Raw genomic sequence first — 3,520 nt, 5'->3', positions numbered from 1 at the left:
GCCACGGCCGCGGCACTCGCCTCGGTGTCCGCGGCGTACGCGGGATCGGCCCAGATGCTGGGGATGCGGACCAGCCGCTCGAGGTCGGCGCGGGCGGAGGGCAGCACGGCGTCGACGGCCGCGGCGATGGCGTCCCGGTTCACGGCGCCGACCCTACGCCCGAGTTCGCCTACGCTGGAGATATGTCCCGGTTCCTCGCGTCGCTGCTGGAGTCCGCCTCGGAGACGACCCGTGGCATGACCACCGGGGAGCCCGCCGACCCCGTCCGTCGCGTGTGGAGCGAGGTGCACGAGGCGGCACGCGCCCGAGCGGACGCCCTGCGCCGGGCGGGCCTCGGGCCGGGCAGGTCCGTCGGGGTGCTGGCGGGCGAGCCCGCGATCATCGCGCCGCTCGCCCAGGCCGTCTGGCTGCTCGGCGGCAGCGTGACGATGCTGCACCAGCCCACGGCGCGGACCGACCTCGCGCGCTGGGCCGAGGACACGGTCACCGTGCTGGGCATGATCGAGGCGCACACGGTGCTGCTCGGTGCCCCGTTCGACGCCCTCGCCCCGGTCCTCGCCGACCGCGGCGTGCCCTTCCTGCTGATCGACTCGCTGGAGGGCGACCCCGCCGCCTTCACGCCCGACGCCGCCGTCGCAGACGAGGGCGACACCGCGTTGCTGCAGCTCACCAGCGGTTCGACCGCGGAGCCGAAGGCCGTCCGGATCACCCACGGCAACCTGCACGCGAACATCACGGGCATGCGCGAGGCGGCGCGGCTGGACGTCGGGCGGGACGTGATGGTCTCGTGGCTGCCGCTGTTCCACGACATGGGCATGGTCGGCTTCCTGACCATCCCGATGATGACCGGGCTGGAGCTCGTCACGGTCACGCCCGCGGACTTCCTCACCCGCCCGCTGCTCTGGGCCGAGCTCATCTCGAAGTACGGGGGGACCGTCACGGCGGCGCCGAACTTCGCCTACGCCGTGCTCGCCCGCCAGCTCGCGCGGGCGGACCGGGAGCTGGACCTGTCGAGCCTGCGGATCGCGCTCAACGGGGCCGAGCCCGTGGATCCCGGCGCGGTCGCGGCGTTCGTCGGGGCGGGGGCCCGGTTCGGCCTACGGCCGGAGTCGGTGCTGTGCGCGTACGGGATGGCGGAGACCGGCCTCGGGGTGGCGTTCGCTCCGGTCGAGACGGGGCTGGCGGTGGACGAGGTCGACGCCGAGGCGTTGGAGTCCGGGCGCCGCGCCGAACCCGGAGCGGGCCGTGCGTTCCCGCTGCTCGGGCCGCCGCTGCCGGGCATCGAGGCGCGGGTCGTGGGCGAGGGCGGCGAGGTGCTCGGCACCCGCGGCGTCGGCGTGATCCAGCTGCGCGGGGCGTCCGTCACGCCGGGGTACCTGACCGTCGACGGTCCGCTCGCCACCCAGGACGCCGAGGGCTGGTTCGACACCGGGGACGAGGGCTACCTCGTCGAGGACGGCCAGGTCGTGGTGTGCGGCAGGCGCAAGGACGTGATCATCATGGGCGGCCGCAACATCTACCCGACGGACATCGAGCGCGCCGCCGCCGAGGCCGACGGGGTGCGCGCGGGCAACGCCGTGGCCGTCCGGCTCCCGGCGGGGGAGCGGCGGGAGTCGTTCGCCGTGGTCGTCGAGTCCCGCAAGGCGGGGGACGAGGGCGAGGCGGCGGTGATCCGCAAGGACGTCATCGCGCGGGTGGTGAGCGCGGTGGGCGTGCGGCCGGCCCGCGTGGAGATCCTCCCGCCCGGCTCCCTGCCGAAGACGCCCTCCGGCAAGCTCCGCCGCGCGGCGACCTCCGACCTCCTGTGAGCGGCGACAGTCGCTAGAGCGCCTATCGCCACTCACGACTCAGGAGAGGGCGTGGAAGCGGTTCTGGGTGGGCTCGAGGCCCTGCTCCAGGAGTGCCTCGACGGCGTCCGCGGCGAGGTCCACCGCGAAGTCCAGCTCCTTGCGCTCGGTCGGCGAGAACTTCCGCAGCACGTAGTCCGCGGGGTCCTGCCTGCCCGGCGGCCTGCCGATCCCGAACCGCAGCCGCAGGTAGTCCTTCGTGCCGATCGAGCGGCTGATCGAGCGGAGCCCGTTGTGTCCGCCCTCGCCGCCGCCCCGCTTGAGCCGGACGACGCCGAAGCCGAGATCCAGGTCGTCGTGCGCGACGACCAGGTCCTCGGCGGGCACCGAGAAGTACCGGACGAGTCCGGCGACGGGGCCGCCGGACTCGTTCATGTACGTGCGCGGCTTGGCCAGCACGACCTTGCGCCCCGCCAGCCTGCCCTCCGCCACCTCGGCGTTGGACCGCTTGTGCAGGGAGAACCGCGCACCGGCCCGCTCGGCCAGCAGCTCCACCACCGCGAACCCGACGTTGTGTCGGGTGTCCGCGTAGCCGGGCCCGGGGTTGCCGAGCCCGACCACCAGCGCGGTGCCGGCCGCGGCCATCAGCTCTCGGAGTCGGAGGACTCGCCCTCGGAGGCCTCGGCGGCCGGGGTCTCCGGGGCGTCCTCGACGACGCCGGCACCCTCGGTGTCGATCTCGGCCTCGAGGTCCTCGGCGGTCGGCGCCGCGACGACGTTGACGGCCAGGTACTCCGGGTCGGTGCGCAGCTCGGAGCCCTCGGGGAGGACGAGCTGGCCCGCGAGGAACTGGGTGCCGACCGCGGCGCCCTCGACCGAGAGCTCGATGCTCTCGGGGATGTTCAGCGCGTCCGCCTCGAGCTCGATGGTGTTGAGCTCCTGGGTGACGAGCGAGCCGGGGGCGGCCTCGCCGGTGACGATCACCTGCACCTCGACGACGACCTTCTCGCCCTTCTTGATCACGAGGAGGTCGACGTGCTCGATGTACGGGCGGATCGGGTGGAACGTGACCGTCTTGGTCAGCGCCAGCGACGGCGTGCCCGCGATGTTGAGCTCGAGGATCGCGTTGCGACCCTGCTCACGGACGACGGCGGCGAACTCCAGCGACGGGAGCGCGAGGTGCTGCGGGTCGGTGCCGTGCCCGTAGAGGACGGCGGGGATCTTGCCCGCCTTGCGGGTGCGGCGCGCGGCGCCCTTGCCGAACTCGGTCCGGGTCTCGGCGGCGATCTTGGACTGGGCCACGGTGGGTCTCTCTCCTCGGTACTGCGGATGCGTGCGCGCGGCGAGGCGCATCGAGGAGGCGGCCGACAGGCCGACCCACGTCGATGACGGCGGGCTCGACGAACAACCCGCCCTCGCCGCGGAATGTCGAGAAGAGTACGCGAGCCCCACAGGGCCCTGTCCGGTGGGTGTTCTCGTCAGAATCGTTGAAACCGGCGTGTCGCTGCTAAGAGCCGGACGGCGGGTCGCGATGAACCGGATGTCAGCACACAGTCGAGGCATTCGGGGGAAGGCCATGACCGCCACGCACCACGTGTCCAGCGACGTCACCAGCGACACCGACCCGGTCACCGAGGTGATCCCGGCGGTCTCGTCCTTCCCGGTCGTGCCCGCCCAGCGCGCGGCGTCGGTCGAGGACTACCAGGTCATGACCGTCGGCGAGGCCGCAGGCGC

Annotated in this window: 3 protein-coding genes; 1 reads left to right on the top strand and 2 read right to left on the bottom strand. The window is 73.3% G+C overall.

The features are described 5' to 3' along the window. The first annotated feature begins 182 nt into the window (after positions 1-182). Positions 183-1,808, top strand: a complete 1,626-nt coding sequence (locus tag H5J29_RS25565) for a fatty acyl-AMP ligase (RefSeq protein ID WP_181783573.1) — start codon at positions 183-185, stop codon at positions 1,806-1,808. Between the two features lie 39 nt (positions 1,809-1,847). On the opposite strand, the gene pth is transcribed toward H5J29_RS25565, so the two are convergent. Continuing rightward, the gene (gene pth / locus H5J29_RS25560) at positions 1,848-2,432 is read right to left on the bottom strand and encodes an aminoacyl-tRNA hydrolase (RefSeq protein ID WP_181783572.1); all 585 of its coding nucleotides are present in this window, start codon (positions 2,430-2,432) and stop codon (positions 1,848-1,850) included. Further along, the gene (locus H5J29_RS25555) at positions 2,432-3,088 is read right to left on the bottom strand and encodes a 50S ribosomal protein L25/general stress protein Ctc (RefSeq protein ID WP_181783571.1); all 657 of its coding nucleotides are present in this window, start codon (positions 3,086-3,088) and stop codon (positions 2,432-2,434) included. Before H5J29_RS25555 ends, pth begins: the two co-directional genes overlap by 1 nt. Positions 3,089-3,520 lie beyond the last annotated feature (432 nt).

Origin of the sequence: Pseudonocardia pini (assembly GCF_013870575.1) — a bacterium.
In the GTDB taxonomy this organism is placed as follows: Bacteria; Actinomycetota; Actinomycetes; order Mycobacteriales; family Pseudonocardiaceae; genus Pseudonocardia; species Pseudonocardia pini.
This window is presented reverse-complemented; position numbering and strand designations above follow the sequence as displayed.